Consider the following 1,772-nt stretch of genomic DNA (forward strand, 5'->3'; position numbering starts at 1 on the left):
CACCACTCCCGATCGGCGCATGCCCCCGCCCCTCCCTCGCGCCTAGCCTGCGGAGGAAACCCGCAAGTGCGTCCAGAACACCCCCAGGAGCCCCGCATGAACGCTGTCCCGCAGGAGCGGCGCATCGTCACCGCCATTCCCGGTCCGAAGTCGCAGGAGCTTCAGGCCCGCCGTCTCGACACGGTCGCCGGTGGCGTGGGCTCCACGCTCCCCGTCTTCACCAAGCGGGCCGGTGGCGGCATCATCGAGGACGTCGACGGCAACCGTCTGATCGACTTCGGTTCCGGCATCGCCGTGACCTCGGTCGGCGCCTCCGCCGAGGCCGTCGTGCGCCGCGCCTCCGCGCAGCTGCAGGACTTCACCCACACCTGTTTCATGGTGACGCCGTACGAGGGTTACGTGGAGGTCTGCGAGGCGCTCGCCGAGCTGACCCCGGGCGACCACGCCAAGAAGTCCGCGCTGTTCAACTCCGGCGCCGAGGCCGTCGAGAACGCGGTCAAGATCGCCCGTTCGTACACCAAGCGCCAGGCCGTCGTCGTCTTCGACCACGGCTACCACGGCCGTACGAACCTCACGATGGCGCTGACGTCGAAGAACATGCCGTACAAGCAGGGCTTCGGTCCGTTCGCGCCCGAGGTCTACCGCGTGCCGGTGGCCTACGGCTACCGCTGGCCCACCGGCCCGGAGAACTGCGGCCCCGAGGCCGCCGCCCAGGCGATCGACAACATCACCAAGCAGATCGGCGCCGACAACGTCGCCGCGATCATCATCGAGCCCGTCCTCGGCGAGGGCGGCTTCATCGAGCCGGCCAAGGGCTTCCTGCCGGCGATCGTGAAGTTCGCCAACGACAACGGCATCGTCTTCGTCGCCGACGAGATCCAGTCCGGCTTCTGCCGCACCGGCCAGTGGTTCGCGTGCGAGGACGAGGGCATCGTCCCGGACCTCATCACCACCGCCAAGGGCATCGCGGGCGGTCTGCCGCTCGCCGCCGTCACCGGCCGCGCCGAGATCATGGACTCCGTCCACGGCGGCGGTCTGGGCGGCACCTACGGCGGCAACCCGGTGGCCTGCGCCGCCGCGCTGGGCTCCATCGAGACGATGAAGGAGCTCGACCTCAACGCCAAGGCCAAGCGCATCGAGGAGGTCATGAAGGACCGCCTCACCGCCATGCAGGAGAAGTTCCCGGCCATCGGTGACATCCGTGGCCGCGGCGCCATGATCGCCATCGAGCTGGTCAAGGACCGCGAGACCAAGGAGCCGTACGCGGAGGCCGCCGCCGCGCTGGCGAAGGCCTGCCACGCCGAGGGCGTGCTGGTCCTGACCTGTGGCACCTACGGCAACGTGCTGCGCTTCCTGCCGCCGCTGGTCATGGGCGAGGACCTGCTGAACGAGGGCCTCGACGTCATCGAGAACGCCTTCGCCCAGATCTGACGCAGCGGGTCCGGCAGCGGACCTGCGGCAGGCCCGCGGACACACACCGGAGTTCGGTCGCCGTTCGCACCGGACCTCGGTCGCCGTTCGCACCGGACCTCGGTCGCCCTTCGCACCGGAGTTCGGATCCGGACCTCGGATCTGACACGCCGTGTGAAGACTGTGTGGGGGGCCGATGGCGGGACGCGTTTCCGGCTGTCGGTGCCCCCTTCTCTGGCGTACGGTTTCTGCAGATGAGAGAAACACCCCGGGCGGAGCCTCCCCAGCCCCGCCCACACCGTGCCGTCGCGCACACCCCTGGAGCCTCGTGCTCCGGAACTCCTCACCGATCGGACGGCCGC

Annotated in this window: 1 protein-coding gene; it reads left to right on the plus strand. The window is 69.6% G+C overall.

Annotated features, from left to right (window positions below):
* Nucleotides 1-96 precede the first annotated feature (96 nt).
* Nucleotides 97-1,431, plus strand: coding sequence for a 4-aminobutyrate--2-oxoglutarate transaminase (gene gabT / locus AOK00_RS34500; RefSeq protein WP_055604077.1), 1,335 nt, complete (start codon nucleotides 97-99; stop codon nucleotides 1,429-1,431).
* Nucleotides 1,432-1,772: the final 341 nt, after the last annotated feature.

This window comes from Streptomyces aureus, from assembly GCF_001418135.1.
Lineage (GTDB): Bacteria > Actinomycetota > Actinomycetes > Streptomycetales > Streptomycetaceae > Streptomyces > Streptomyces aureus_A.